Annotated in this window: 20 protein-coding genes; 8 read left to right on the top strand and 12 right to left on the bottom strand. The window is 62.4% G+C overall.

The window, feature by feature from the left end:
* Positions 1 to 8: 8 nt before the first annotated feature.
* Positions 9 to 4496: an NEL-type E3 ubiquitin ligase domain-containing protein gene (locus H045_RS12555; protein ID WP_015372551.1), complete on the bottom strand. Its 4488-nt coding sequence runs from the start codon at positions 4494 to 4496 to the stop codon at positions 9 to 11.
* A 42-nt stretch (positions 4497 to 4538) separates the two neighbouring features.
* Positions 4539 to 4844, bottom strand: coding sequence for a hypothetical protein (locus H045_RS24155; protein WP_015372552.1), 306 nt, complete (start codon positions 4842 to 4844; stop codon positions 4539 to 4541).
* 308 nt (positions 4845 to 5152) lie between these two features.
* Here H045_RS24155 and H045_RS12560 point away from each other — a divergent pair, with 308 nt between their 5' ends.
* The 4 genes from H045_RS12560 (at position 5153) to H045_RS12575 (ending at position 10310) form a co-directional block, all read left to right on the top strand.
* Entirely contained in the window at positions 5153 to 6925 is a 1773-nt protein-coding gene (locus tag H045_RS12560; RefSeq protein ID WP_003236700.1) for an N-acetylglutaminylglutamine amidotransferase, read from the top strand.
* Between the two features lie 3 nt (positions 6926 to 6928).
* Entirely contained in the window at positions 6929 to 8674 is a 1746-nt protein-coding gene (ngg, locus tag H045_RS12565; protein WP_015372553.1) for an N-acetylglutaminylglutamine synthetase, read from the top strand.
* Positions 8675 to 8838: 164 nt separating this feature from the next.
* Positions 8839 to 10023 carry an osmoprotectant NAGGN system M42 family peptidase gene (locus tag H045_RS12570; RefSeq protein WP_003236704.1) on the top strand — a complete coding sequence of 395 codons (1185 nt, stop codon included), beginning with the start codon at positions 8839 to 8841 and terminating at the stop codon, positions 10021 to 10023.
* Between the two features lie 59 nt (positions 10024 to 10082).
* Entirely contained in the window at positions 10083 to 10310 is a 228-nt protein-coding gene (locus H045_RS12575) for a YheU family protein (RefSeq protein WP_003236706.1), read from the top strand.
* Between the two features lie 10 nt (positions 10311 to 10320).
* Here the strand turns inward: H045_RS12575 and csrA are convergent, their stop codons facing one another.
* Positions 10321 to 10524 carry a carbon storage regulator CsrA gene (gene csrA / locus H045_RS12580; protein ID WP_003236708.1) on the bottom strand — a complete coding sequence of 68 codons (204 nt, stop codon included), beginning with the start codon at positions 10522 to 10524 and terminating at the stop codon, positions 10321 to 10323.
* Between the two features lie 128 nt (positions 10525 to 10652).
* Positions 10653 to 11468, bottom strand: a complete 816-nt coding sequence (locus H045_RS12585) for an SDR family oxidoreductase (RefSeq protein ID WP_015372554.1) — start codon at positions 11466 to 11468, stop codon at positions 10653 to 10655.
* Positions 11469 to 11797: 329 nt separating this feature from the next.
* Between H045_RS12585 and H045_RS24555 the strand changes: the two genes are divergently transcribed.
* Entirely contained in the window at positions 11798 to 11950 is a 153-nt protein-coding gene (locus H045_RS24555) for a DUF3309 family protein (RefSeq protein WP_003236711.1), read from the top strand.
* Between the two features lie 54 nt (positions 11951 to 12004).
* On the opposite strand, the gene H045_RS12595 is transcribed toward H045_RS24555, so the two are convergent.
* The 4 genes from H045_RS12595 to H045_RS12610 form a co-directional block, all read right to left on the bottom strand.
* Entirely contained in the window at positions 12005 to 14092 is a 2088-nt protein-coding gene (locus H045_RS12595) for an LTA synthase family protein (protein ID WP_003236713.1), read from the bottom strand.
* A gap of 364 nt (positions 14093 to 14456) precedes the next feature.
* Positions 14457 to 14648, bottom strand: coding sequence for a PLDc N-terminal domain-containing protein (locus H045_RS12600; protein ID WP_003172956.1), 192 nt, complete (start codon positions 14646 to 14648; stop codon positions 14457 to 14459).
* A gap of 68 nt (positions 14649 to 14716) precedes the next feature.
* Positions 14717 to 15247: a hypothetical protein gene (locus tag H045_RS12605; protein WP_015372555.1), complete on the bottom strand. Its 531-nt coding sequence runs from the start codon at positions 15245 to 15247 to the stop codon at positions 14717 to 14719.
* Positions 15248 to 15288: 41 nt separating this feature from the next.
* Positions 15289 to 15804, bottom strand: a complete 516-nt coding sequence (locus H045_RS12610; RefSeq protein WP_003236717.1) for an ankyrin repeat domain-containing protein — start codon at positions 15802 to 15804, stop codon at positions 15289 to 15291.
* A gap of 366 nt (positions 15805 to 16170) precedes the next feature.
* Here H045_RS12610 and H045_RS12615 point away from each other — a divergent pair, with 366 nt between their 5' ends.
* Positions 16171 to 16449 (top strand): DUF3509 domain-containing protein, encoded by a 279-nt coding sequence (locus tag H045_RS12615; RefSeq protein WP_003236719.1) that lies wholly within the window; start codon positions 16171 to 16173, stop codon positions 16447 to 16449.
* A 61-nt stretch (positions 16450 to 16510) separates the two neighbouring features.
* On the opposite strand, the gene H045_RS12620 is transcribed toward H045_RS12615, so the two are convergent.
* From H045_RS12620 to aroC, 4 genes are all read right to left on the bottom strand, one after another.
* Positions 16511 to 16780 (bottom strand): response regulator transcription factor, encoded by a 270-nt coding sequence (locus H045_RS12620; protein WP_003236721.1) that lies wholly within the window; start codon positions 16778 to 16780, stop codon positions 16511 to 16513.
* Between the two features lie 247 nt (positions 16781 to 17027).
* Positions 17028 to 17558 carry a 1,2-dihydroxy-3-keto-5-methylthiopentene dioxygenase gene (locus H045_RS12625; RefSeq protein ID WP_015372556.1) on the bottom strand — a complete coding sequence of 177 codons (531 nt, stop codon included), beginning with the start codon at positions 17556 to 17558 and terminating at the stop codon, positions 17028 to 17030.
* Positions 17555 to 18718 carry an MFS transporter gene (locus tag H045_RS12630; protein ID WP_015372557.1) on the bottom strand — a complete coding sequence of 388 codons (1164 nt, stop codon included), beginning with the start codon at positions 18716 to 18718 and terminating at the stop codon, positions 17555 to 17557. The genes H045_RS12625 and H045_RS12630 overlap by 4 nt, the downstream gene beginning before the upstream one ends.
* 95 nt (positions 18719 to 18813) lie before the next feature.
* A complete protein-coding gene (aroC, locus tag H045_RS12635) occupies positions 18814 to 19905 on the bottom strand; it encodes a chorismate synthase (protein ID WP_003236726.1) in 1092 nt (363 codons plus the stop codon).
* Positions 19906 to 20047: 142 nt separating this feature from the next.
* Between aroC and H045_RS12640 the strand changes: the two genes are divergently transcribed.
* On the top strand, positions 20048 to 21010 hold the full coding sequence (locus H045_RS12640) for an alpha/beta hydrolase (RefSeq protein ID WP_003236729.1): 963 nt from the start codon (positions 20048 to 20050) through the stop codon (positions 21008 to 21010).
* A gap of 98 nt (positions 21011 to 21108) precedes the next feature.
* Complete coding sequence (locus H045_RS12645; RefSeq protein WP_003236731.1) at positions 21109 to 21915, top strand: hypothetical protein; 807 nt, start codon at positions 21109 to 21111, stop codon at positions 21913 to 21915.
* Positions 21916 to 21935: the final 20 nt, after the last annotated feature.

Consider the following 21935-nt stretch of genomic DNA (forward strand, 5'->3'; position numbering starts at 1 on the left):
GCCGGCCGTCAGTCGAGGGGCACCTCCAGACAACCGCCCACCTCGGCGTACTTCAACGCGCTCTGGGTCTGGCTTTCCAGCTCGGCCTGTTCTGCCTGGGCTTGCTCCTTGTGGATGGTGGTCACCTGCTTATGGTAGGCGGCGTCATCCAGGGTCTCGCGCGTGTCGAACACGCGTTGCAGGCGCCTGTCGAAGGGCTGGTTGATCCGCTCGAAGCGCCCGGCAAAGGTGCGCTTGAGGTAGGCGCTCCAGAACGGCAGTTCCACCAGGTACTGCAACAGCTTGGGCGACAGTTCGGCGGCGCGCACCGCGTTCGCCGCATCGGTTAGATCACTGGGGGTGACGCCGGCCAGGCTGGCAAAGCGCATGTGCCGGGGCTGCCCTGGCAATTGCAGGGTATTGGCCAGCCCGGAACGAAACGCCAGGTTGACCTCCAACGGATCGGCCTCCGGATGCGCGAGGCTGTGGTTGTAGGCCAGGCGCTCCAGTTGATCGAGGCGAAACAGGCTTTTGGCAAGGTCCAACAACGGCTTGGCGGTCAGCTTGCCGTCCTCGACCAGGCACTCGGCTTCACGAATTTCCACCAGCACTTCCAGGTTGCTGAAACTGACGGCCGCCGCGTCGTCGCAGTTAAGCGGCGTGGCGGCACGCTCGTAAACCTGTTCACGCAGTTGCGCGTCGTTGCCGACCGCCTCCAGCACCCGCCACACGCGGCGGTCCATGTCTTCGCGTACCAGGGCGGCATCCGCCGTGCCGCCCAATTCGGCGAGCAGATTGAACAGGCCATCCGAAGTCGGTTCATCCTTGAATCCGTTCCACAACCGCAGTTTCTCGGTGTAACGGTTTACCCGGTCATCGGCCAGCCAGAGTTCGCGGGCCTTTTGCTCGGTCAGGCGGGCAATGTCATCTTCCAGGTAGCCCATGCCCAGGCCCTTGTCGTTACGGTAATTGCGCAGCGTCTGCCGGCTGCTCGTATCCAGCGGGTTATGCCGCAGGTTGAAGGCCTGGGCAGACGCACGCGGCAATTGAAACAGCCAGCCGGGCAGCACTTTTATATCGTTTTCGCGCAGGTCGACGTAGTGCAGATAAGGCAGGCGGGCGGCGCCCGGGGGAATGCGGGTGAGCCGGCAATCGCGCAGCAACAACTCGCGCAAATCGAACAGGCTCCCCACCTCAGGCGGGTCGCGCAGCGGGTTCTGGCTCAGGTTGAGGGTGTGCAGAGTGCGCATTGCGCCCAGGGTCTTGCGCGTGTATTCGGTCAATTGCAGGTTGTTGTTGGCCAGGCACAGGTCCTCCAGCCGAGGCATTTTCGACAGCACCTCGGGCAGGCGGCTGATCTGGTTGTCAGCCAGGTCCACGGCGTGCAGGCCAGGAAAGTGTTTGAGAAAATAGGCGACGTCATCGGTCTGCCCGGTGTTGCGCAAGGTCAACTGTTCGACATGGGCAAAGCTGACGCCCGCCGGCAGCATCGGCAAGGGCGCGCGCAACATGCCGTTGAGCGACAGGCCCGGCACGTTGACCCGGGCCTTGTTCGGCAACACCGTCATGCGCCGCCAGCAGCGCTCCAGCGCCGTGGCCACCTGCGCGCGGCTCAAGCGAAAGTCCTGACGCGTGCCCAGCATGAGGTTGTAGGCCGAGAGGTCGTTGCGCCAGGTTTTCAAGGCTCGGTGCAGGCTGTCAAATTGCTGTTCAAGCGCCTGCACCGCCTTGGCCCGGGACAGGTGGTCCGTGCCGGCCTCCTCCAACAGCGTGGAGAGCTGAACGTCGGTCAATGACGGATAGAGTTTGCGCAGCTTGCGCACCAATTCGCGTGCAAAGGAGGTGAGGCTCGGGGGCGCAGCTTGTACACAAAAATGCTCCTCGCTGGCGACCTTGGCCCGCTCCGGCCACAGATAGCCCGCCAAACGCGGACGCTCTTCGCGCGCTGCCGCCGGTGTCAGGGCGCGTAAACGTGCGGCGCCCGACGGCCCATCCAGGTTCAACGCCGCACGCTGACGCGCGGACAATGCATTGAGCACTGCGGTATAGAACCCTTCAGGCCCCGTCGCCGTGGCCCCCAGGGACTGGCCTTGCGCATCGAGTGCCTGATAGCCCGCCGCCGTCTTGAGCACGGTGCGCTGCACGGCAGGCTCACCCGGCGGGGCCGAGACTTGTTCGTCTGCACGGCCTTCGCGCAGGTACAGCAACAGGTCCTGGGGCCATCCGGGCAGTCGTCGCATCACGCCAAGCGCAACACGGTGGCTGGCGTCGGTGGCCAGTTCCGGCGCGTGCAGGCCCATCACTGCCTGGTCCTGCGCCAGCTCATCGAGGGTCTCGCGTGCACGCTGGGCCAGGGTCAGGGGCACGCGACCGGTCTGGGCGAGCAGCCGGCGCTCGGCATCCGTGGCCTGGGCCATCAGTTCGCGCACCAGCGGCGACGGCATCTCGGGAAACGCTCGCTTGAGCGGCATCTGCGCGACGGCGCCCTGGTATTCCTGGCTCAGGTAAAGCTGCTCATACACTGGGCGCGGGTTCGCCTTGAGCGAGTCCAGCAAGCGCTGTTGCAACAGAGCTTTGGCCTGCGCAGGCCGGGCCGCTTGTCCCAGCAGCGAGGCTTGCTCCTGCTCATCCAGTTCCTCCAGCAGTGTCTCCAGCAGTTGCCCGTCATCGAGCTGTTGGCGGGTGATGTGGATACTCTGGTCTTCGTAATCGAAAGGCGCCAGGTCCGGATGGCTCTCCAGCACGTCGCCCTGCTCATCCAGCAACTCAAAGAAGCGCCCCTTGGGCCAACCCGGCACCAGCGGCAGCGCGAGTAGCTGGGTGTAAGCCGTCTGCGGGGTGGAGGGTTGTTGCCGCTCCATTTGGGCGATCAGGTCGACAATTTTCTGCTGTTGCTTGAAGCGCAGCACGCTGTCATTGAAGCGCGCCGGCAAAGGCTGGTGGTCCAGCGCCAGACGCTGAGCCTTGGGCAAAGACATATCGCTGACCTCGGCAATCGACTCCACTTGCTCATGCTCCAGCGCCCTGAGGCTGGGGTCCAGACGATTCAGGGTGTAGCGCAGGTCCTGCCACTGCTCGGGCTGCTCGTAAATGTGCAGCCAGCCGCCGCGCTTGTTATGTTCCAGGGGCGGGCGAAACGCCGTCGGACGTGTCGGGTGGTTGATCCGCCACTTGCCGAGCGCAGGATCAAAGCCAATGGCGTATGCCTCGCCGTCGATCCTGATATAGGACTGGCCCTGGGCCTGGTAGATACCGTAGGGATTGGTCACCCACTTGTCATCGAGGCTCGACGTTTGTCTGTAGGGCCCCAGGCTCCGCCGCCACAGGCCGGGCTGGCCATTCTGGCGGGTGACCGCTTCGACCTGCTCGAAAAAGTCCGATGATCGCGCGCCGCGCCAGAGCGCACCGACGATGCGCCCTCCCACGGCAAACGCCGCCATCGAGGCGAGACTTTGCCCGACATTGCTCAGGTGCTTGAGCGCATCGGCCGTCCGGTGGTGCGCCCAGTCCTCCACGCCGTCGAAGACTTCGCCGAGCAGTTGCCCGACGGCCACGCCCGCCATCAGTTGACCAAGTACCGGCACCACAAAACCGGCGACATTCAACAGCGTCAGGCCCGCCGACAGGTACGTTTGCAGACGTTCCTCGCTGGCTTGCGCGTCCACCTCGGCCACCGGCACCGCCAACACTTGAGCGTCACGCTGGATCTTGCTGAGACAGGCGTGGAAAAAAAACGCCGAGAACCGCACCTTGACCACCACGGTCGCCAGACTGCCCAGCGTCTGCGCCTTGTCGAACCGCGCGAGAAATCCCGGGCGCTGTTCCTCGTCCAGATAGCGCTGGAAAAACCTGCGGTACTCGCTCTCTTGCAGTTTGCGCGTCAGGTACTGCTGGAAATCCTGCAAGGATGAATACTCGTACCAGGCCCGCTCCGGCTCATTGGGCATGTACAGCAAAAACGCACCGCCGGGCAGGCTGCCGGGCGTGTCTGTCGACAGCAGGAGCACGCTCCACAGCGTCGCCCCGTCGATCTCCAGGCTTTGCCAGATCATCGCGGCGTCCTCGGGCGCCAGATGCTCCACTTCACTGGCCGGCCAATCCGTACGGATCAGCTCGAGCACGCGGGTGTAACTCGCCGTGCTGATGTGCTGCCGGGCGCGGGCCAGGTGCAAGTCGACTTCCATGTCCAGGCATTTGGCCGTGCCGACCGTCATCGCCGCCGAGTTCGCGCTCAGGCTCTGCTCCTGGGTGTGATCGGTGCGTGCCGGCAACTTGAACACCTCGCACAGGTGCCGCTGATAGGCCTGGCCCAGGTCCAGCTCGCGACAATAGGTGACGAAGTCGAGCACGCTGAGGTCCGGCAGCGGTTTGCCGCTGGCGGCGGAGCGAATCAGCGCCGACTCCGGCACGCCGCCCACGGTGGCCTGGGACGCGGGAAAGTTCTGCATGGCGGCCTGCAGCAACGTGGCCTTGTGCACGCTGGGGGTTTGCTTTTGCGCCCAAGTCAGATCCGGCATGACGCTTCTGAAGGCGTACCTGGACACTTCGAGCACATCATGCTACACGTCGACGCAGTCCACGCCCTTGCTCGCCAGGTACGCGTGCAGGCGCTCGGCGCAGTATTCATCCAGTGGCCGCAGGCGCTCGAGCAGTGCGTTGAGCCGGGCACGGGGCCGCTCACTGGCCCGATGAGCCTGCTCGAGTGCCGCGAGCACATCGGCGTCAGCCGTCACCATCCACGGCGGCAACTGCGTGCGCAGCACGGCGGCTTTATCCAGGTCACCGCTTAAATCCAGCAGGCCTGCCTGTAATTGGGTTTCGGTGAGCGGTACGACGACTTCAATCAAATCGAGGGTTTGGGTCATTGACATCACTCCTTGATGCTTGGAAATAACCATCCACGATAAGGCGCGCCGGCGCAGAAACGGATTCGAATATCCGTGGAGTTACCCGTCGGAATCAGCGGTTATTCCCATGTTTCGTGCACTTATCTACGCCCCCGCAGGCACAGGCCACGCCGGGCAAGGCGTGCGGTTTTCACGCTAGCGGCGTTTTGCCTTATAACTTATTGTTCTAAAACTCCACGTATAGCACCGGGTCAGTTTCTGGGTACGCGCCCTCCCGGGCGTATTGAGTGTTGACCCTCCCCAACGGAAAAACCGGTAAGGAATTTATGTGCGGATTAGCTGGAGAATTACGTTTCGATGCCCAACCTGCCGACCTGGCAGCGATTGAGCGCATCACCCATCACCTGGCCCCGCGTGGCCCCGACGCCTGGGGCTTTCATGCCCAGGGGCCGGTTGCCCTGGGCCATCGCCGCCTGAAGATCATGGACCTGTCGGACGGCTCGGCGCAGCCGATGATCGACGCCCAACTGGGGTTGTCCCTGGCGTTCAACGGCGCGATCTACAACTTTCCGGAATTGCGAAAAGAGCTGGAAGCCCTGGGCTACGCCTTTTATTCCGGCGGTGACACCGAGGTGCTGCTCAAGGGCTACCACGCCTGGGGCGAAGCTTTGCTGCCCAAGCTCAACGGCATGTTCGCCTTCGCCATCTGGGAGCGTGACGCCCAGCGCCTGTTCATCGCCCGTGACCGTCTCGGCGTCAAGCCGCTGTACCTGTCGCGCACCGGCCAGCGCCTGCGCTTTGCGTCGGCCTTGCCGGCGCTGCTCAAAGGCGGCGATATCAACCCGATTCTCGACCCGGTGGCGCTGAACCATTACCTGAATTTCCACGCGGTGGTGCCTGCGCCGCGTACCTTGCTGGCGGGCATCGAAAAACTGCCGCCGGCAAGCTGGATGCGCATCGACGCCAACGGCAACACCGAACAGAAAACCTGGTGGACCCTGCCCTACGGTCCCCATGACGATGAGAAGAACCTGACACTGCAGGACTGGACCGACCGCGTGCTCGACAGCACCCGCGAGGCCGTGGCCATTCGTCAACGGGCGGCGGTGGATGTCGGCGTGCTGCTCTCCGGCGGGGTCGACTCGAGCATGCTCGTCGGCCTGCTGCGCGAAGTGGGCGTGCAGGACCTGTCGACCTTCTCCATCGGTTTTGAAGACGCCGGTGGCGAGGCTGGCAACGAGTTCCAGTACTCGGACCTGATCGCCAAGCATTACGGCACCCAACACCATCAATTGCGCATTGCCGAACGCGAGATCATCGAACAATTGCCGGCCGCCTTCCGCGCCATGAGCGAGCCGATGGTCAGCCACGATTGCATTGCCTTTTACCTGCTTTCGCGGGAAGTGGCCAAGCATTGCAAGGTGGTGCAGAGCGGCCAGGGCGCCGACGAACTGTTTGCCGGTTACCACTGGTACCCGCAGGTCGACGGCGCCAGCGACCCGTATGCGGCCTATCGCGATGCGTTCTTCGACCGCAGCTACGACGACTACGCCGCCACCGTCGCGCCGAAATGGCTGACCGCCAACGACGCCGCCGGAGATTTTGTGCGTGAACACTTTGCCATGCCCGGTGCCGATGCCGCCGTGGACAAGGCCCTGCGCCTGGACAGCACGGTGATGCTGGTGGACGACCCGGTCAAGCGCGTCGACAACATGACCATGGCCTGGGGCCTGGAAGCGCGCACGCCGTTTCTGGACTACCGCCTGGTGGAACTGTCGGCACGGGTGCCGGGCAAATTCAAGCTGCCCGACGGCGGCAAGCAGGTGTTGAAAGAGGCGGCGCGCCGGGTGATCCCGAGCGAAGTCATCGACCGCAAGAAAGGCTATTTCCCGGTGCCGGGCCTCAAGCATTTGCAGGGCGACACCCTGAACTGGGTGCGCGAACTGCTGCTGGACCCGAGCCAGGATCGCGGCCTGTTCAACCCGGCCATGCTCGACCGCCTGCTGACTGACCCGCAAGGCCAACTGACCCCGCTGCGCGGCTCCAAGCTGTGGCAACTGGCGGCGCTGAACCTGTGGCTCAGCGAACAAGGAATCTGATTGATGAAACAGAATGCCGCGGCTTACAGCCAACGCTTGCTCAAGGGCCAGGCGCCGACCTACGAGCGCCTGCAGGCCCGACTGGCCGAGGACGGCAACCCGCAGAGCCCCGGCCGTATCGCGGTGCATTGCGGCTGGGGGCGGCTGTTGATCGGCCATACCTTCCCGGACCCGGCGAGCCTGGCCGAAGAGCTGCTTAACGAACAAGCCGGTGAGCGCGATATTGCGCTGTATGTGGCCGCACCCCAGCAGATCCTCGGGATTGATCCACAGCAGTTGTTCCTCGACCCATCTGACACCTTGCGCCTGTGGTTCAGCGACTATCGCCCGGCCACTCGGGTGTTTCGCGGCTTTCGCATTCGTCGGGTGCAGAGCGAGGCGGACTGGCAGGCGGTCAACCGCCTGTATCAGGGGCGCGGCATGTTGCCGGTCGATACCGAACGCCTGACGCCGCGCCATCAGGGCGGCCCGGTGTACTGGCTGGCCGAGGACGAAGACAGCGGCGCGGTGATCGGCAGCGTCATGGGCCTCAATCACCAAAAAGCCTTCAACGACCCGGAGAACGGTTGCAGCCTGTGGTGCCTGGCGGTCGACCCGCAGTGCACGCGGCCAGGCGTGGGCGAGGTGCTGGTGCGCCACCTGGTGGAGCACTTCATGAGCCGTGGCCTGAGCTACCTCGACCTGTCGGTGTTGCACGATAACCGCCAGGCCAAGAGCCTGTACGCCAAGCTGGGCTTTCGTGCGCTGACCACTTTTGCGATCAAGCACAAAAACGGCATCAACCAGCCGCTGTTTCTCGGCCCGGGCCCGCAGGCGGGGTTCAACCCTTATGCGCGGATCATTGTCGAAGAGGCGCATCGGCGCGGTATCGATGTGCAGGTGGACGACGCCGATGCCGGCCTGTTCACCCTCAGCCACGGCGGGCGCCGCGTGCGTTGCCGCGAATCGCTGAGCGACCTGACCAGCGCCATCAGCATGACCCTGTGCCAGGACAAGAGCCTGACCCACAAGGTGCTCAACGCCGCAGGCCTGAACGTGCCCTCGCAACAACTGGCGGGCAGTGCCGATGACAACCTGGAGTTTCTCGATGAGCACCAGCGCATCGTGGTCAAGCCGCTGGATGGCGAACAGGGCCACGGCGTGGCGGTGGACCTGCGCAGCATCGAGGAGGTGCAGCAGGCCATCGAAGCGGCACGCGCGTTCGACAGCCGCGTGCTGCTCGAAAGCTTTCACGAAGGCCTGGACCTGCGCATCCTGGTGATCGGTTTTGAAGTGGTGGCCGCAGCGATCCGCCGCCCTGCCGAAGTCACCGGCGATGGTCAGCATTCCATCGGTGCGCTGATCGAAGCGCAGAGCCGGCGGCGTCAGGCGGCTACCGATGGCGAAAGCAAGATCCCCGTGGATGCGGAAACCGAACGCACCCTGCACGCTGCCGGTTACGACTACGGCAGCATCCTGCCACGCGGCCAGACCCTGGCCGTGCGCCGCACCGCCAACCTGCACACCGGGGGATGCCTGGAAGATGTCACGGCGATCCTGCACCCGACACTGGTGGACGCAGCCGTGCGTGCGGCCCGTGCCCTGGATATCCCCATGGTCGGCCTGGACCTGATGGTGCCTGCGGCCGATCAGCCGGAGTATGTGTTTATCGAAGCCAACGAAAGGGCTGGCCTGGCCAACCATGAACCGCAACCCACGGCTGAGAAGTTTGTGGATTTGTTGTTTCCACACAGTCAGCCGGCGACTTAAGTGATATGTCGCCTGTACCGGCGCCATCGCGGGCAAGCCCGACTCCCACAGTTGGCCGCATTCCACTGTGGGAGTCGGGCTTGCCCGCGATGAGGCCGGGCCAGGCGAAGACGCTCGAGCCCCTCATCGAAACCATCGATGCCCTCAACTCATCAGGAGTTTCCATGACCCGAACCATTCCCGAACCGGATCTCGCGTATCTGCAAAAAGTGCTGCTGGAAATGCTCGCCATTCCCAGCCCCACCGGCTTTACCGACACCATCGTGCGCTACGTCGCCGAGCGCCTGGAAGAACTCGGCATTCCGTTTGAGATGACCCGGCGCGGCACTATTCGCGCCACCCTCAAGGGCCAGAAAAACAGCCCCGACCGCGCGGTCTCCGCGCACCTGGACACGATCGGCGCCGCCGTGCGGGCGATCAAGGACAACGGCCGCCTGACCCTGGCCCCGGTGGGCTGCTGGTCGAGCCGATTTGCCGAAGGCAGCCGTGTCAGCCTGTTCACCGATAACGGCGTGATCCGTGGCAGCGTGTTGCCGTTGATGGCCTCCGGGCACGCGTTCAACACCGCCGTCGACGAAATGCCGGTGAGCTGGGACCACGTGGAACTGCGCCTGGATGCCTACTGCGCAACCCGCGCCGATTGCGATTCGCTGGGCATCAGCGTGGGCGACTACGTGGCCTTCGATCCGCTGCCCGAGTTCACCGAGAGCGGGCATATCAGCGCGCGACACCTGGACGACAAGGCTGGCGTGGCCGCCCTGCTCGCGGCACTCAAGGCGATCATCGACAGCGGCGAGCCGTTGCTGATCGATTGCCACCCGCTGTTCACCATCACCGAGGAAACCGGCAGCGGTGCCGCCGCTGCCCTGCCGTGGGACGTGAGTGAGTTTGTCGGCATCGATATCGCCCCGGTCGCGCCCGGGCAGCACTCCAGCGAGCACGCGGTGAGCGTGGCGATGCAGGATTCCGGCGGGCCGTATGACTATCACCTGTCGCGTCACCTGCTGCGCCTGGCGGCGGACAACGACCTGCCGGTACGCCGCGACCTGTTCCGCTATTACTTCAGCGATGCGCACTCGGCGGTCACCGCCGGCCACGACATTCGTACCGCTTTGCTGGCGTTTGGTTGCGACGCGACCCACGGTTATGAGCGCACCCACATCGACAGCCTGGCCGCGCTGAGCCGTCTGCTGGGCGCTTACATTCTCAGCCCGCCGGTGTTCGCCAGCGATGCGCAACCGGCCCAGGGTTCACTGGACCGGTTCAGTCATCAGATCGAGCATGAAACGCAGATGGAGAGCGACACGCGCGTGCCGTCGGTGGACAGTCTGGTCGGGAACAAGGGCTGATACTGGCAACTCGGGGCCCGGCACAGTAGCATCGCCGGGACCCGCTACCTGAGGCTTGTATGCTGATTCCTTACGATGCACTTGAAGTCGACACCCTGACCCGCCTCATCGAAGATTTCGTGACCCGCGACGGCACCGACAACGGTGACGACACCCCCCTGGAAACCCGCGTATTGCGCGTGCGCCAGGCGCTGACCAAGGGCCAGGCGCTGATCGTGTTCGACCCCGACAGCGAGCAATGCCAGTTGATGCTCAAGCACGATGTGCCCAAGCATCTGTTTGACTGACACCGCGCAATCAGGGATTGGGCACCGGCACCGGATGGGTGTTGGCGTCCTGGCTGCGCAGGATTTTCTGGTAGACCTCGGCGCGATGGACGTTGACGCCTGCCGGCGCCGCGACGCCAAACTTCACCTGGCTTCCATTGAGTTCGAGAATGTGCAGGGCGATGTCATCGCCGATGGCAATGATTTCGCCCACAGCGCGGCTTAATACCAGCATGTCGGTTGTCCTTTTCGAATGACAGGGCCTCGACCATGCGCGCTTGGGTGGTGTTGCGACAATGGCGCGCGACCAAATCAGGCTTTACCTACATCGGCGGGTAATTTGCCTGACAGACCGCGCTCAAATCAGCCTTTAACGGCTTGCGCCTTGGCGCGCATCTTGTCGGCCATGGTGGTCATTTCGTCATACAGCAACTGGGGATTTTTTTGCTTCAACGCCCAGGCCATGCGCCCCTGCTCATGGGGCAGGATCATGAACTCGCCTGCGGCCACGCGCTGATAGATGTAGTCGGCGATGTCCGCCGCCGAAATCGGTGAGCTTTCGAGCAACTTGCCGACCTGCGCTTTCATCGCCGGGGTCGGCCCACGGAACGAATCCAGCAGGTTGGTCTGGAAAAACGACGGGCATACCACATGCACCCCCACTTCCTGCTGCTTGAGCTCCACCAGCAGGCTTTCCGACAGCGCCACCACGCCGGCCTTGGCCACGTTGTAGTTGCTCATGGCCGGGCCCTGCATCAAGGCGGCCATGGACGCGATATTGATGATGCGGCCCTTGCTCTTTTCCAGTAGCGGCAGGAACGCCTTGCAGCCCTTGACCACGCCCATGAGATTGATCGCGATCTGCCAGTCCCAGTCTTCCAGAGACAGCTCGGCGAAGAAGCCACCCGAGGCCACGCCGGCATTGTTGACGATCACATCGATGCCACCCAGCTTGACCTCGCACGCCTGGGCGAAAGCGGTGAGCTGACTGTAGTCGCGCACGTCGCAGCGCTGGGTAAAGCCGTCACCGCCCGCCTCGCGCACCCTTTTCAGGGTTTCCTGCAGGCCCGACTCGCTGACATCCGACAAGGCCAGCTGCCATCCCTCACGGGCCCAGCGCAGAGCGATTTCACGACCCAGGCCGGACCCGGCGCCAGTGATCATCATGCGATTTTGCATAGGAGAGCTGCCTTGTGGTTCACAGAAGAAGTGAGCGGCAGTGTAGCGAAGGATTTTGCGCCAACCACGCACCATCAGGGTGATGAATGCCCCAGGCAAACCCTCGGCTCGGTCGGGCGCCGATCTAACGTTCAAAGGTCATTTTTTCAACTAACGGGAAGGGACTTTGTGCAGTAAAAAAGAAATAAGCGACTGGTCGAAATACTTTAAAAAATTTCTGAATTTTTTCTCACACACTCTAGTCCGAGTTGTTAAGGCGTACGCAATTAAAGGTGCGAGCCTATTGTTAAATAACCGGTCTCGCTGAAGGCCTATAAGGAAATAAAACCATGAGCCTCATTCTGATCATTATCCTGATTCTGCTGCTGGTCGGCGGTCTGCCAGTGTTCCCGCACTCGCGTAACTGGGGTTACGGCCCGTCGGGTATCCTCGGCGTTGTGCTGGTAGTGCTGGTGGTGTTGTTGTTGCTCGGCCGCATCTAAAAGCCGGATAAAAAAAGAGGCCTTTTAAAAGGCCTCTTTTTTATTGCCCGTCAATTAGTCGGGCTTGCCGTCCACTACGCCGGCGGTGTTATCCAACAGGCTCTTGGTGGCCGTTTGCAGGAACGATTCAAGTTTCTGCTTCAGTGCGGCTTCGTCCGGCGATTCAGAGATCACTTTGCCGGTGGGGTTGGCGCCCAGTTCGTATTGCCACAACTTCGGCGGCATCTCCTTGGGCAATACCAGCACGCGGTCGCCGGTGAGCAGGGCCACGGTCTGGTCGCTGCCCGAAGGCTTGATCACGCCAAAGCCCTTGTCGCCTTCCGGCAGGTTCAGCAGGTCGCGGCCCCAGCACTGGTGCAGGGTGTCGCCACCGAGGCGGCCCATGATGGTCGGCACGATGTCGATCTGGGTGCCCACGGTGTGGTCGCGCTCGCCGAACTTTTCCTGCATGCCGGGTGCGATCATCAGCATCGGCACGTTGAAACGGCCCAGGTCCATTTCGGTGATCTGCTGCTCGTTGCCAAACCCGTGGTCACCCACGATCACGAACAGGGTTTCCTTGAAGTAAGGCTCCTTGCGCGCCTTCTCGAAGAACTGGCCCAGCGCCCAGTCGGAGTAACGCATTGCCGTGAGATGCTCGTCGAGGCTGCCACGGCCAGTGACTCTGTCCACGGGCAGAGGGTTGGGCAACGCGTACGGCGTGTGGTTGGACAGGGTTTGCAGCAGCGCATAGAACGGCTTGCCGCCTTCACGGGCTTTGAGCTCTTCCAGACCACGGTTGAACATGTCCTGGTCAGACACGCCCCAGGTCGGGTCGGAGAACACCGGGTTGACGAAGTCGTTGCGCCCGATGAAGTTGGTCATGCCCTGGTTGCTGAAGAAGCCCGACTGGTTGTCCCAGGCGAAATCGCCGTTGTAGACATACACGTCGTTGAAGTCACGCGCGCTGAGCAACTGCGGCAGGCCCGACAGTTTGTGGCTGCCTTCCGGGGTCTGCATCAGGTATTCGAAGCCCGGCAGGTTCGGGAAGCAGGCCATGGTGGCGAACATGCCCTGGTGGGTGTGGGTGCCGTTGGAGAAGAAGCGGTCGAATAGCAGGCCTTCCTTGGACAGCTTGTCAAAGTACGGCGTGATGTTGCCCGGACGGCCCAGTGCGCCCACCGAGTGACCGGCGAAGCTTTCCATCAGGATCACCACGACGTTCTTGATCGGCAGGGTCTTCTCGGCCGGTGGCGTGTAGTCGCGGCGCACGGCGGCGGTGTCGGTATCCACCAGTTTTTCGCTTGGCAGCACCAGCATGTCGCGCACGGTCTGGGTGGCCAGCGGTTGTTCCAGGGTGGCCTTCCACACGTTATCGCGGTGCTCGGAAAAACGTGCCTTGGCCGCGCCGATCAACGACAGCGTACCGTTGAGGCCCAACTGGTTGGCGAAGTTGGAATCGGTGGTGTACACGTCACCCCAGCGCAGCGGCGGGCCCTGACGCAGGGTGCCACGGGCGGCAACCACGGCGATCAGCAGGCACACCACAAATACGGCGATGCGGCTGTACCACGGCGCCACCTGGCGGGTGCCGATACTGCCGCCGCTGAACGGGCCGCGCGGACGCGTGGCGCGGTCGGCGCCCTTGAACGCCATGCTCAGGATCAGCGTGCCCACAGCCCAGGCCAGCAGGTAGCGCACCACCGGAAAACCGTACCAGAGCATGCTGACTACGGTCTTGGGGTCTTCCTTTACGTACTGGAACACCAGACCGTTGAGGCGCTGGTGGAACTCGCGGTAGAAGTCCATCTCCATCAGGCCCAGGAACAGCGCGATGCTCGACGCAACGGTGAGCCAGAAACGGAAGAACCCGCGCGCCGCCATGGCTCGCACGCTGAACAGCGCCAACAACAGCGGAATCAGCAGGTACACCACCAGGCGCAGATCCAGACGCAGGCCATTGGCGAACGCTTCGAGGAAGGTCGCGGCCGGTGTGTCGAGGATCATCTCGCGGTTGTAGACCAGCAGCGCCAGGCGCAGCAGGGAGAACATCACCATCATGACCAGTGCACAGAGCAGCGTGTAAGCCAGATGGGATTTGACGGTCGGTTGCAGCAGGCGATTCGAAGCTCGCTGCTGACTCAGGGCGTCCGGGTTTGCCATGTCGTTTTCAGGACCCATTGGAAGTTAAGTGACGAAGCATTGCAGTGGCGCGAATGGTGCCCGATCAGTGCCGGCAAGGCTATTAATTACTGAACGAGTACCGCTACCCCGCCTTTAAAGGCGCCCAAGGCAGACCCTTGGCCGAGAGATTAAAGCCGGCGAATTCTCTTAAATGAAATGTGAAAATTCTGTGCAGCGAATATTTCGACACACAAATATCCCCAGGTGCCGTCATGCAAATGTGGGAGGGGGCCTGCTCCCGATAGCGCAGTTTCAGTACCAGATTGACTGGCTGATACACCGCTATCGGGAGCAAGCCCCCTCCCACACTTACCGTACCCACTCTATATAGAGATAGAGGGTGTCAGATCCGCACGTTGCCCCGTGGCCCGGCGATTGCCCAGATGATCAGGCCAAGCACTGGCAGCAGCAGGATCAGCAGGATCCACAACACTTTGGCGCCGGTACTTGCGCCGCTTTTGAACACGTTGATGATCGCCCAGATATCCAACGCCAGGATGATCAGGCCAATCAGGCCATTAAAGGTGGAACCCATGGTGTCGCTCCTTAAGTGAGGTCATGCCTGCTTAGGATAGGCGTGACCGGCCATCGTTCCGTTTTAATTCAGACGTGCACGGCCACACGCAGCGCTTCCAGGGCGGGTTCGGCCTGGATGCCGACCTCGGCGCAGCGTTGCAACAGGCCCGCCAGGTGATTGCCATGCACCAGCACCACCTGAATGGCGTCATCGAGCAACTGGCTGAAATTCACCAGCACATAGCCACCGTCTTCGGCGCTCAACGCGCTCATCTGGATCTGGATGCGATTGAGCGCCGTGAGGTCGTCGGCCTTGGCCAGCTGCTTGGGCTTGAGGTTGAACGCCACGCCCGGGCCAAACGAGGCAACGATCTGCGCGAACAGGTCGGCGTAAGTGTCCGCCTGGAACAGCACAGTGTCCGGCAGGCTGCCGACCACCACCCACTCGCCCAACGGGATCGGAAAGCTGTCGTCGTAGTTGATGTCCGGGTTCGCCGCCAAAAACGCTGCCGGGTCGGCATACGCCTGGGCGGCTTCATCGGCGATGCGCGCCACCTCGTCTTCGCCCATGACGCCGGCGCTGATGTGGCTGATGAGTTCGACGAGGGCGGTTTTCATGGGGCAATCCTGTGGCGGGCGGGTTTTCGAGGGCGCAAAGCCTACACCAGTTTCTGCAACTTCGCCGCCGCGTCCACCGCGCCCATGGTCTGCGCGGCCGCCAGCGCCGTCGCGCCCTGGGCATCGGTCACCTTGGGGTTGGCGCCCTGCTCCAGCAGGTAGTCGAGCATTTCGAGACGGTTGAACATCGCGGCCATCATCAATGCAGTACGGCCATCGGAGGATGCAGCCTCCACTGGCGTGCCGCCCTCGATGAGCGCCTTGACCACGGCCATGTGGCCCTTGAACGCCGCGCCGGCGATTGGCAACTGGTTCTTGTCGTTGGCAATCAGTGGGTCGGCCTTGAATTCGAGCAGCACTTTTACCGCTTCGGCGTGGCCGTGGTAGGCGGCAAGCATCAGCAGGGTGTCGCCATTGTGATTGCGAAAGTTGGCGGGCAACCCCTTGGCGAGCAGCGCGGCAAGCATGGCGGCGTCGCCTTTGCGGGCAACATCGAAGACCTGCTCGGCAAATTCAGCGGCTTCGTCGTCGGTCATCTGTTTGGGTTGGTCTGACATAGGGGGCTCCTTGATCGGTAGTGAATAGGCGCCAGTGTTGCGAGGGAGTTCCCGCCTGTCATGGCTTTTTTGTCAAAAGCCGTCATAGCCACACTCAATCAATGGTTCAGACAGGTTGCACTGACCAAAGGGAATTTAACCGTATGTTTCGAGTCTTTTAGCTTAAGGCCCTTGCAGCCGCCGCCGACCAGACAGCGCAAAATGCAGGGGTGCACGACGACCCTTCATGCAATTTGCACGAAACCGAAAATGTCATATAAATTCAAGTTATTGATTTATAAGGATATTTTCAATAGCCAATAGCTGGCACAATCACTGCACCTATCACTCCATGCTTGCCAACTTGAGCCAACGGAGCTGATAGACATGAGCCTGATCCAAGATAAATTCGCTTCAGTATTCTCCCAGTACGACGTCACCACTCAGCCCCGTCCGGACGGTGGCATCCTGTTGACCCTGCGCAACGGCGAAGGCAAACAGGTCAAACGCTCGATCTCTTATCAGCAGTTGCACACTGCCGACCAACTGACTTGGGTCATCAGCGCGATCCGCCGCGACCTGGCCGAACAAGCCAGTGATCTGCCGCAGATTTCGATGCTGCAAAGCCAAAACCGCTTCGCCCTGCCGACCTACCACTCGGCTTAAGTAACGAATTTCAAAAAAAGGGCCGCGACGTCGTTGAACGTCGCGGCCCTTTTTCGTGTGTTCAATACAGGCGCTGGCGCACCGCCTCATTGACCGCCTGCACGCGATTGCTCACCTGAAGCTTGCCGTAGATATTGCGCAGATGAAATTTGACCGCCGCCTGGGAGGTCGCGCGAATTTTACTGATTTCCCAGACGGTCTTGCCCTCCGAGGCCCAGCGCAGGATTTCCAGCTCCGTCGGGGTCAAGGGTTTGCCGGACAGGCTTAAGCGACGTCGCACCACTCGGGGCGGGTCGCAAGGTGCTTGATACAACTCATCTGGGCCGCTCATGCCGCTCTCCTTCTTGCTAAGCGCTTGGCAGATGCCTTTACCGACCTTCGGACTTCTCCTATTGACAGCCGGTATAAGCACCGAAGCCTGAGAGCGTTACATAACCCAAGCAGCCGTACGCTTGGTCGCGATATAAATAGCCATGACCTACATGTAAATACGGCTCTTCCCACAAAAAAATCCAACTCTCCGGGGTTGAACATTTACCGCGCTATTGCATTACCCCGACTCGACATCGTGCGAGCCATCAGTCATCCAGTCCCGGCAAACCTGCGGTCACCGCGCCGACCGTGAACTCAGGCGTCAGCCCCCGCACACTATTGGACAGGCACAACGTCACGCAGTAAGGGTTCTCGCCGATGTCGAACCCGTGTGACAAGCCTGCCGGGATCACCAGCAGGTCGTTTTTTTCACAGCGCACGGCATACAGGTAGTCACCCACCTGCAGGGTGTACAAGCCCTGCCCTGCGATGAACAAGCGCGCGTGATCTTCGCTGTAGCGTCGCATCTTCTGGTGCATGGCGCGTAACTCATCCTTGTGCGGCTGATCGCTGCCGACGCTGAACACCTCGACCGCGCTGTAGCCCAGGGCGTCGATCTGCGTCTGGCTCGCGGCAATCATCTGCGCCTCGCTAGCGCCTTTCTCCAGCGGGCCGGGCTGCCAGCGTTCGAAACGCACGCCGTGCTCGGCCAGGATCGACGCGATGTCTTCGGCGTGGGTGAGGACTTTGTTCGGGGTATCCAGCGTGACTAGGGCGTAGACGGCGACATGGCTCATGGGACGGTTCCTTGGTTCTGCTCGTGCAAGTGAAGGCCGATGATGAGGGCGGCGGCCAGAGCGGCGGCGCTGGCGATGCCGAACGTGAGGGTCGGGCCCAGCAGGTTCCAGCTGTAGCCCGAATACAGAGCGCCGAGGGTGCCACCGATGCCGGCCAGCGCGGCGTACAGCGCCTGGCCCTGGCCTTGTTGTTTATCGCCGAAACTGCGTTGCACAAAGGCAATCGCTGCGGCGTGAAAGCTGCCGAAGGTCGCGGCGTGCATCAATTGCGACAACAGCAGCACCCAGAAGAATTCGGCAAAGGTGCCCAGCAACAGCCAGCGCAGCGCCGCCAACAGGAAACTGGCCAGCAGCACTCGGCGCAACGAAAAGCGCGCGAAGATGCGGCTCATCGCCAAAAACATCAGCACCTCGGCCACCACGCCCAGGGCCCACAAAAGGCCGATCACGCCCCGGCTGTAGCCCAGGTGTTCGAGGTGCAGGGTGAGAAAGGTGTAATACGGGCCGTGGCTCAATTGCATCAGCGCCACACAGCCATAAAACGCCAGCACGCCGGGGCGACGCAGCTGTTTGAGGAAACCGTCGCCGGCCAGGCGATTACCGTGGCCGGCGGGTTGCGCGTTCGGCACCCACAGGCTGGCGACGATGATCCCGGCCATGATCACCACGACTACCACCGGGTAGATGTCCAGGCTGAGCCAGTCGAACAGGCGCCCCATGAGCACCACGGTAAGCATAAAGCCGATGGAACCCCACAGCCGCAGCTGGCTGTAGCGTGCGGTCTGCTCGCGCAGATGCGCCAGGGTGATGACCTCGAACTGTGGCAATACCGCGTGCCAGAAGAACGCATGCAGGGCCATGACCAGCGCCAGCCAGGCGTAGGTTTTGCTCACGAAAATCAGTGCAAAACTGGCCAGGGTGCACACCGCGCCGATGCGCACGATGGCCAGGCGCCGGCCGGTGTAATCGCCGAGCCAGCCCCACAGGTTGGGCGCGATGCAGCGCATCAGCATGGGGATGGCCACCAGTTCGCCGATGCGCGCGCTGGAGAAGCCCAGATGATCGAAGTACAGCGCCAGGAACGGCGCGGTGGCCCCCAGCAGGGCGAAGTAGAACAGGTAGAAGCTGGAGAGGCGCCAGTATGGGAGCGTTGAAGTCATGGATTACAGGGGCCGCTTCACAGCCCAACGCGAGCAAGCTCGCTCGCCACAGCAAGCTCGCTCGCCACAGCAAGCCCGCTCGCCACAACAGACCGTCACAGCTGGCCCAGCACCGGTGTGTTCACCTGCACATCGGCGTTCTGCCCACGATGGCGCAACAGGTGATCCATCAGCACGATGGCCATCATCGCTTCGGCAATCGGTGTGGCGCGAATGCCCACACACGGGTCATGGCGGCCCTTGGTGATGATGTCCACCGGGTTGCCGTGCACGTCGATCGAGCGGCCCGGGGTGGTGATACTGGACGTGGCCTTGAGCGCCAGGTGCGCCACGATGGGCTGGCCCGAGGAGATGCCCCCGAGGATGCCGCCTGCATTGTTGCTGAGGAAACCCTGCGGGGTCATCTCGTCACGGTGCTCGGTGCCGCGCTGGGACACGCAAGCGAAACCCGCACCGATTTCCACGCCCTTCACCGCGTTGATGCTCATCAGCGCGTGCGCCAGTTCGGCGTCCAGGCGGTCGAAGATCGGCTCGCCCAGGCCAGGCTTGACCCCTTCGGCCACCACGGTGATGCGCGCGCCGACCGAGTCCTGGTCGCGGCGCAACTGGTCCATGTAGGCTTCCAGTTCCGGCACCTTGTCCGGGTCGGGGCAGAAGAAGGCGTTGTCTTCGACGCTGTCCCAGGTCTTGAAGGGGATGTCGATGGGACCCAGTTGGCTCATGTAGCCGCGGATCACGATGCCCTGGGTTGCCAGGTATTTCTTGGCGATGGCGCCAGCAGCCACGCGCATCGCGGTCTCGCGGGCGGAGCTGCGGCCGCCGCCACGGTAGTCGCGTTCGCCGTATTTGTGATGGTAGGTGTAGTCGGCATGGGCCGGGCGGAACAGGTCCTTGATCGCCGAGTAGTCCTTGGACTTCTGGTCGGTGTTGCGGATCAGCAGGCCAATGGCGCACCCGGTGGTGCGGCCTTCGAATACGCCGGAGAGGATCTCGACTTCGTCGGGCTCCTGGCGCTGAGTGGTGTGACGACTGGTGCCGGGCTTGCGACGGTCGAGGTCACGCTGCAGGTCGTCCAGGGACAGCTCAAGGCCGGGCGGACAGCCGTCGACAATGGCGACCAACGCCGGGCCATGGCTTTCGCCCGCGGTGGTGACAGTGAACAGCTTGCCGAAGGTATTGCCGGACATGCAGGGCGCTCCGTGAAATCAGTTGAATCAAGTCAACCGTAATAACTTAAGGCGGCCAGTATACGCAGGCTAACCGACTAGTTCATCCTCGAAACCTTACCGGTAGACACGGGTCCAACCGGCACCTTCCCATGATGGCGCGATGATGCTTCGAGTTCTGCTGTTAGCCCTTACCCTCTTTACAAGCCTGGCCCATGCCGCCTCTCCAGTGGTGCTGCAACGCCCTGTCAACCTCGACACCGGCAGCGGCGAGCTGTTTGGCTCGCTGTTGTTGCCGCAATCGGACAAACCGGTGCCGGTGGTGCTGATCATCGCCGGCTCCGGCCCAACCGACCGCAACGGCAACAGTGCCGACGGCGCACGCAACGACAGCCTCAAACGTCTGGCCTGGGTGCTCGCGCGGCATAACATCGCCAGCGTGCGCTACGACAAGCGAGGCGTGGCCGCAAGCCTTGCAGCCACGCCCGACGAACGCAATCTCACCCTCGACGCCTATGTGGCCGACGCCGTGGCCTGGGGCAAGCTGCTCAAGGCAGATAAACGCATGGGCCCGCTGATTGTGCTGGGCCACAGTGAAGGAGCCTTGGTCGCCGCCCTCGCAGCGCCGCAACTGGACCCGGCCGGGGTGGTGTCGCTCTCCGGCAGCGCGCGCCCGGTCGATCAGGTGATCCGCCAGCAACTGGCCGACCATCTGCCTCCTGCCCTGTTGCTGCGCAGCAATGAAATCCTCGACCACCTCAAGGCCGGCCAGGTGGATGCCGATGTGCCGGGCCCTCTGGAGGGGATTTTCCGACCCAGCGTGCAGCCTTACCTGATCAGCCTGTTTCGCGCCGACCCATCGGCCGCCTTTGCCAAACTGCGCATGCCGGCACTGATCATCCAGGGCACCAACGACATCCAGGTCGGTGTGGGCGATGCGCGGCAACTGCAACAGGCCAAGCCCGACGCGCAGTTGACCATTATCGAAGGCATGAACCACGTGATGCGCATCGTGCCGAATAACGTCAAGCAACAACTGGCCTCCTACAACGACCCGAAACTGCCGCTGGCCGCCGAGCTGGGCGAGCGCCTGGTGCGCTTTATCGACGGTCTGCGAGCGCGTTAAGCGCATATTGGCCTCCAGTCCTGGCAAAAACGGCCGATAGCCCAGGGTCGACGGTAAAAAGACTGTCGGCTCGCACGGCTTGGACAGGATCGCGCCGCATGACAATCACTGAAGCAACACCGGAACCGACCACCGACACCCCGGCCGACGCACCCGAGGCTGTCGAGGCCGCGGCCCTGCCGTGGGCGGACGTGCAGGCCGAACATTTCAAGATGCTGCGCCTGGCGCCGCTGGCCATCGATCGAGCCACCGGAGCCCGACCCTTGCGCTTTGTGCAGTTCGGCTACGCCGAGCGGCATGATCCGCATCGCAGCCTGTTGCGCATGGTCATCGAATTGCCGGGCCAGCGCGTGCGGCGTGAACAGAACCAGCTCGATGTCTGGGTGGACCACGATACACACCGCGTGCACTTCGGTCCGGGCAACAGCCTGGAGATCGAACCGGTCAACCGTGGCCTCGGCCGCTTTCTGGTGGCACAGGCCGCCGCCTGGACGAAAAAGAAGTGGTCACACTACCGCGTCGACGGCGTGAGCCTGGCCAATAAGGATGCGCTCAACGAAGCCACGCGCCTGCGCCGTGATCACTTCCTGCGCATCCAGGGCTTTGATGTGGCCTACGCCGACGTGCAGCATTTGAAAGGCAATGTGCAGCCGGGCACGGTCAGCGGCGTACTGGACAGCTGGAACACCGAGAAGGTGCAGTTTGTGCAGATTCTGGAAGCGGCGCAGATGCTGCAACAGGCCGAGCAGAACCTGCTGGAACAGGAAATAAAGCTGCGCAAGGAGGAAGAAAAGGTCACCAAATTCAAGCGCGAGGACAGCGGATTGCGCTTTACCATTACCTGTCTGGTGGCGTTTACGGTGTTTCAGGCGGGGCTGTTGATCTGGATTGCCACGCACCGCTGATCAATTGCAACGCAAGCAAA

Origin of the sequence: Pseudomonas poae RE*1-1-14, from assembly GCF_000336465.1 — a bacterium.
Lineage (GTDB): Bacteria > Pseudomonadota > Gammaproteobacteria > Pseudomonadales > Pseudomonadaceae > Aquipseudomonas > Aquipseudomonas poae.

What these genes read in the sequence shown, in the direction of transcription:
- H045_RS12610 (WP_003236717.1), bottom strand. Translation starts at nt 15,804, where the DNA reads ATGTCAGACCAACCCAAACAGATGACCGACGACGAAGCCGCTGAATTT.
- H045_RS24155 (WP_015372552.1), bottom strand. Translation starts at nt 4,844, where the DNA reads ATGACCCAAACCCTCGATTTGATTGAAGTCGTCGTACCGCTCACCGAA.
- H045_RS12555 (WP_015372551.1), bottom strand. Translation starts at nt 4,496, where the DNA reads ATGCCGGATCTGACTTGGGCGCAAAAGCAAACCCCCAGCGTGCACAAG.
- ngg (WP_015372553.1), top strand. Translation starts at nt 6,929, where the DNA reads ATGAAACAGAATGCCGCGGCTTACAGCCAACGCTTGCTCAAGGGCCAG.
- aroC (WP_003236726.1), bottom strand. Translation starts at nt 19,905, where the DNA reads ATGTCCGGCAATACCTTCGGCAAGCTGTTCACTGTCACCACCGCGGGC.
- H045_RS12625 (WP_015372556.1), bottom strand. Translation starts at nt 17,558, where the DNA reads ATGAGCCATGTCGCCGTCTACGCCCTAGTCACGCTGGATACCCCGAAC.
- H045_RS12630 (WP_015372557.1), bottom strand. Translation starts at nt 18,718, where the DNA reads ATGACTTCAACGCTCCCATACTGGCGCCTCTCCAGCTTCTACCTGTTC.
- H045_RS12645 (WP_003236731.1), top strand. Translation starts at nt 21,109, where the DNA reads ATGACAATCACTGAAGCAACACCGGAACCGACCACCGACACCCCGGCC.
- H045_RS12560 (WP_003236700.1), top strand. Translation starts at nt 5,153, where the DNA reads ATGTGCGGATTAGCTGGAGAATTACGTTTCGATGCCCAACCTGCCGAC.
- H045_RS12585 (WP_015372554.1), bottom strand. Translation starts at nt 11,468, where the DNA reads ATGCAAAATCGCATGATGATCACTGGCGCCGGGTCCGGCCTGGGTCGT.
- csrA (WP_003236708.1), bottom strand. Translation starts at nt 10,524, where the DNA reads ATGCTGGTATTAAGCCGCGCTGTGGGCGAAATCATTGCCATCGGCGAT.
- H045_RS12595 (WP_003236713.1), bottom strand. Translation starts at nt 14,092, where the DNA reads ATGGCAAACCCGGACGCCCTGAGTCAGCAGCGAGCTTCGAATCGCCTG.
- H045_RS12615 (WP_003236719.1), top strand. Translation starts at nt 16,171, where the DNA reads ATGAGCCTGATCCAAGATAAATTCGCTTCAGTATTCTCCCAGTACGAC.
- H045_RS12620 (WP_003236721.1), bottom strand. Translation starts at nt 16,780, where the DNA reads ATGAGCGGCCCAGATGAGTTGTATCAAGCACCTTGCGACCCGCCCCGA.
- H045_RS12605 (WP_015372555.1), bottom strand. Translation starts at nt 15,247, where the DNA reads ATGAAAACCGCCCTCGTCGAACTCATCAGCCACATCAGCGCCGGCGTC.
- H045_RS12640 (WP_003236729.1), top strand. Translation starts at nt 20,048, where the DNA reads ATGATGCTTCGAGTTCTGCTGTTAGCCCTTACCCTCTTTACAAGCCTG.
- H045_RS12600 (WP_003172956.1), bottom strand. Translation starts at nt 14,648, where the DNA reads ATGGGTTCCACCTTTAATGGCCTGATTGGCCTGATCATCCTGGCGTTG.
- H045_RS12575 (WP_003236706.1), top strand. Translation starts at nt 10,083, where the DNA reads ATGCTGATTCCTTACGATGCACTTGAAGTCGACACCCTGACCCGCCTC.
- H045_RS12570 (WP_003236704.1), top strand. Translation starts at nt 8,839, where the DNA reads ATGACCCGAACCATTCCCGAACCGGATCTCGCGTATCTGCAAAAAGTG.
- H045_RS24555 (WP_003236711.1), top strand. Translation starts at nt 11,798, where the DNA reads ATGAGCCTCATTCTGATCATTATCCTGATTCTGCTGCTGGTCGGCGGT.